Consider the following 4,481-nt stretch of genomic DNA (forward strand, 5'->3'; position numbering starts at 1 on the left):
CGCGCCCCCTACCTGCCGGTGGGGGGGGGGCTCGCGGGGTCCCCCCCCCCCCACCCCCTGTGACGGCAACCACAGCCGTCGGCGCCGGCCGGGCCCGGTTCAGACGGCCGGCGCCAGCTCCTCGGCGAATCGCGGCTCGTCCACCAGGAACCGGGTGTAGGCCGGGATCGTCAGGAAGGTCGGGAAGTCCTCGGCCAGCGACACCTCGCGCAGCAGTTCGGCGGCGTCGTCGAAGCGGTGATCCGTTCCGGACTCGCGGGCTGCGGCGGCGAGTCGGCCGCGCTCCTCCTCGAGGACGCCGTCGACGAGCGCCCGGTCGACGGTGGTGCCCTCGTCGGTCACCACGCGGTTCTCGATCCACTGACGCAGCAGCGAGCGGGAGATCTCCGCGGTGGCCGCGTCCTCCATCAACCCGTCGATCGCGACGGCACCGGTGCCGCGCAGCCAGGCCTCGATGTAGCGCAACGCGACCGAGACGTTCGACTGCACGCCGGCATCGGTCACCGTCCCGCCCGCCGAGCTGATGTCGAGGAGGTCGCCCGCCGTGACCCGGACGTCGTCGCGCAGGCGATCGACCTGGTTCGGCCGCTCGCCGAGCACCGCGTCGAACTCCGCGAGCGCTGTGGGGATGAGGTCGGGATGCGCGACCCAGGTGCCGTCGAATCCGTCGCCGGCCTCCCGCCGCTTGTCATCGGCGACCTGGGCGAGAGCGCGCTCGGTGGCCTCCGCGTCGCGGCGGTTGGGGATGAAAGCGCTCATGCCGCCGATCGCATGCGCGCCGCGCTTGTGGCACGTGGCCACCAGCAGCTCGGTGTAGGCGCGCATGAACGGGACGGTCATCGTGATCCCGCGCCGGTCGCCGAACGCGAAGCGGCGCCCGCGACCGAGGAACGTCTTGATGATCGAGAAGATGTAATCCCAGCGTCCCGCATTGAGGCCGGCGCAGTGCTCGCGGAGTTCGTAGAGGATCTCCTCCATCTCGAAGGCGGCCGGGATCGTCTCGATGAGCACGGTCGCCCTGATCGTGCCGACCGGCATCCCGATGCGCTGCTGCGCGAACACGAAGATGTCGTTCCACAGCCTGGCCTCCAGGTGCGACTCCAGCTTCGGGAGGTAGAAGTACGGCCCCCGACCGGATGCGACCAGTTCGGCCGCGTTGTGCCAGAAATACAGCCCGAAGTCGGTGAGCGACGCGCTGGCGGGCGCCGTCCGCCCGGCGCGGTCGGTGAAGGCCAGGTGCTTCTCGACCAGGTGCCAGCCCCGTGGCCGCATCACGATGGTGGGCGTGTGCTCCTGCGGCGTGGTCACGCGGTAGTCCTTGCCCTCCGGGCTGGTGAACGCGAGGCCGCCACGGACGGCGTCGCGCAGGGTGCGCTGGCCGCCGACGATGTTCTCCCAGGTGGGACTGGTGGCGTCCTCCAGGTCGGCGAGCCAGACCCGCGCACCCGAGTTGAGGGCGTTGATCGCCATCTTGGGGTCGGTCGGGCCGGTGATCTCCACCCGGCGGTCCTCCAGGCCCGGGCCGGCGCCGGCGACGCGCCAGGTGGGGTCGGCACGCACCGCCTCGGTGGTGCTGAGGAATTTCGGGTCGCGGCCGTTGCCGGCCTCCGACCGGCGGCGCTGGCGTTCCAGCAGGAGCTCCTGCCGGCGGGCGGCGAAGGCCTGGTGCAGATGGTCGACGAGGGCCAGAGCCTCCGGGGTGAGGATGTCGTCGGTCCCGTCGACGCGGGGCCCGGTGATCTCGATCATGGTCGTGTCCTTGTCTCTCGGTCCGCGGTGCGCGGATCAGAACTGGTGCTGTTCGGTGGAGCCGACGAGGGCGAGGGTGGCGCTGTCGGGGTTGAGCGCGGTCGCGATGCGGTCGAAGTAGCCGGTGCCGACCTCCCGCTGGTGGCGGGTGGCGGTGTAGCCGGCGCTCTCGGAGGCGAATTCCGCCTCCTGGAGGTCCACGTACGCGCTCATCTGCCGGTCGGCGTAGTCCTTGGCGAGCGTGAACATGGAGTAGTTGAGGGCGTGGAAGCCCGCGAGCGTGATGAACTGGAAGGCGTAGCCCATCGCGGCCAGCTCCCGCTGGAAGCGGGCGATGGTCTCGTCGTCCAGGTGCTTGCGCCAGTTGAACGACGGCGAGCAGTTGTAGGCCAGCTTCTTTCCGGGGAACTCGGCGTGCACCGCCTCCGCGAACCGGCGGGCCAACTCCAGGTCGGGCTCCGCCGACTCGACCCAGAGGAGGTCGGCGTACGGCGCGTAGGCGAGGCCGCGCGCGATGACCGGCTCGATGCCGTTGCGGACCTCGTAGAAGCCCTCGGCGGTGCGGGTTCCGGTGAGGAACGGGCGGTCGCGCTCGTCGTGGTCGCTCGTGAGCAGCGTCGCCGCGAGCGAGTCGGTGCGGGCGATGACGATCGTCGGCACCCCCGCCACATCGGCCGCGAGCCGCGCGGCGTTGAGCGTGCGGATGTGCTGCCCGGTCGGGATGAGCACCTTGCCGCCCATGTGACCGCACTTCTTCTCGCTCGCCAGCTGGTCCTCCCAGTGCACGCCCGCGGCGCCGGCCTGGATCATGCCGTGCATGAGCTCGTAGGCGTTGAGCGGACCGCCGAAGCCGGCCTCCGCGTCGGCGACGATCGGTGCCATCCAGTCGGTGACGGCGCCGTCGGTGCCCTCCACCTGGCCGGCGCGGAGCAGCGCGTTGTTGATGCGGCGCACCACCGCGGGCACCGAGTTGGCCGGGTAGAGGCTCTGGTCGGGGTAGGTCTGGCCGGACAGGTTGGCGTCGGCGGCGACCTGCCAGCCGGACAGGTAGATGGCCTCCAGGCCGGCGCGCACCTGCTGCACCGCCTGGTTGCCGGTCAGTGCGCCGAGGGCGGCGACCCAGGTGGCGTCGGGTCCGGTGCCGTCGCGCTGGATGAGTTCCCAGAGCCGCTCGGCGCCACGCCGGGCGAGGGTCTGCTCCTCGCGGACCGGGCCGCGCAGCGCGACGACATCCTCGGCCGTGTAGTCGCGGCGGATGCCGGACCAGCGCGGGTCGGCATCCCACTCGAGGCGGAGCTCGGCAGCGGTCTGCGTCGTGTCACCGGGGCGGGCTGAGCTGTTCATGGGGACCTCCATCGGTCGGATCGGATGACACGATCGTGCCCGGCCCGCACCGGTTGCGGAGAAGATCCGCCCGCAGAAATCCTGCTGTTCTTCTGTTTGCCAGAACTCCCGGCGAGTGTCACGATGTCCTGCATGACCGACACCGCTGTCACGGTCGACGACGAAGCGACCGCGACCGACGCACTCACTCTGGGGCGGCGCGTGCGCGCCTACCGGATTCAGAAGGCGATGACCTTGGAGGCCCTCGCGTCCGCGATCGATCGTGCACCCTCACAGGTCTCGGCGATCGAGAACGGCAACCGCGAGCCCCGCCTGGCCCAGCTGCGCGCCATCGCGTCAGCGCTCGGAGTCAGCGTGGACGACCTCCTGGCCCCGGACGCGCCCGACGAGCGGGCCGCCCTCGAGATCGCCGTGGAGCGCGCCCAGCGCGGCCCGGTGTTCGCCGCGCTCGGGATCGATCCGGTGCGGGTGTCCAAGTCCGTTCCCGACGCCACGCTCCGGGCGATCCTGGCGTTGCACCAGGAGGTCTCCCGGCTGCACCGCGAGCGCGCGGCCACGCCGGAGGAGGCCCGGCGCGCCAATGCCGAGCTGCGCGCGACGATGCGCGCACGCGACAACTACTTCGCCGACCTTGAGGCCATCGCCGCCGACCTCCTCGGCGCCGTCGGGCACACCGGCGGCCCGGTCTCGCACCAGACCGTGGCCGACATGGCCGACCGCCTCGGCTTCTCGCTGCATTACGTCGGCGACCTGCCGCACTCGACCCGGTCGGTGACCGACAAGCGCAACGGCCGCATCTACCTGCCGACCGAGCAGTCGGCCTCCCGCGACTCCCGCTCCCCCATCCTGCAGGCGTTCGCCTCCCAGCTGCTCGGGCACGACGAGCCGAGAAATTACGCCGACTTTCTGCGGCAGCGGGTGGAGACCAACTACCTGACCGCCGCGCTGCTCCTGCCCGAGAAGGACGCGGTGGCGTTCCTGACCGAGGCCAAGAACTTCCGGCGCATCTCCATGGAGGACCTGCGCGATGCCTTCGCGGTGTCGTACGAGACCGCGTGCCACCGGTTCACCAACCTCGCGACGGCACGCCTCGGCATCCCGGTGCACTTCATGAAGGTGCACGAGTCGGGCACGATCATCAAGGCCTACGAGAACGACTCGGTCGCGTTCCCGTCCGACGCCCTCGGCGCGATCGAGGGGACCCCGGTCTGCCGCAGCTGGACGGCGCGCACGGTCTTCGACGTCGCCGACCGGTTCAGCCCGTACTACCAGTACACGGACACTCCGCGCGGCACGTTCTGGTGCACCTCCCGCATCGAAAAGGCCAAGGAGGGCGACTATTCGGTGAGCGTCGGCGTGCCGTTCGCGCACGTGAAGTGGTTCCGCGG

At 71.0% G+C, this 4,481-nt stretch carries 3 protein-coding genes; 1 reads left to right on the top strand and 2 read right to left on the bottom strand.

Annotated features, from left to right (window positions below):
* Positions 1-99: 99 nt before the first annotated feature.
* Entirely contained in the window at positions 100-1,749 is a 1,650-nt protein-coding gene (gene aceB, locus Q0Q23_RS19780) for a malate synthase A (RefSeq protein ID WP_295128433.1), read from the bottom strand.
* A 36-nt stretch (positions 1,750-1,785) separates the two neighbouring features.
* Positions 1,786-3,093 (bottom strand): isocitrate lyase, encoded by a 1,308-nt coding sequence (gene aceA, locus Q0Q23_RS19785; RefSeq protein WP_295128436.1) that lies wholly within the window; start codon positions 3,091-3,093, stop codon positions 1,786-1,788.
* A gap of 132 nt (positions 3,094-3,225) precedes the next feature.
* Here aceA and Q0Q23_RS19790 point away from each other — a divergent pair.
* Positions 3,226-4,481 (top strand): helix-turn-helix domain-containing protein (locus Q0Q23_RS19790; protein ID WP_295128439.1); only part of this gene is annotated, 1,256 nt, incomplete at its 3' end.

The sequence above is a fragment of the uncultured Leifsonia sp. genome, assembly GCF_945957465.1.
Lineage (GTDB): Bacteria > Actinomycetota > Actinomycetes > Actinomycetales > Microbacteriaceae > Leifsonia.